The sequence below is a fragment of the Pseudomonas tremae genome (genome assembly GCF_001401155.1).
In the GTDB taxonomy this organism is placed as follows: Bacteria; Pseudomonadota; Gammaproteobacteria; order Pseudomonadales; family Pseudomonadaceae; genus Aquipseudomonas; species Aquipseudomonas tremae.
The window spans coordinates 1-220 of sequence record NZ_LJRO01000125.1 but is presented as its reverse complement, the minus strand read 5'-3'; the positions used below and the strand labels follow the sequence as shown (position 1 = coordinate 220).

General features: G+C 60.0%; 1 protein-coding gene. It reads right to left on the bottom strand.

From position 1 onward, the window contains the following. Window positions 1–29: 29 nt before the first annotated feature. A partial coding sequence (locus tag ALO43_RS09275; protein ID WP_157062279.1) for a penicillin acylase family protein occupies window positions 30–220 on the bottom strand: 191 nt, incomplete at its 5' end.

Sequence of the window (220 nt, the reverse complement as noted above, 5' to 3'; positions counted from 1 at the left end):
CTGGACGCTCCGCGTCCGGTTTTCGGCGCTTACTTGCCCGGCGTCAGTGTCAGGCGTTGCTTGCCGTAGCCTTTTTCATAGTTCTGCTGTTGCAGCGGGATCGACATGTATTGCCCCTTCTGCCACGGCTCGATGCTATTGGCGTAATACGGGCTGGCCGGGTTGCCTGACTGGCCGGTGCTGATCAGGCCGGTCATAGGCTCGACAAGGCTGAAGTCGA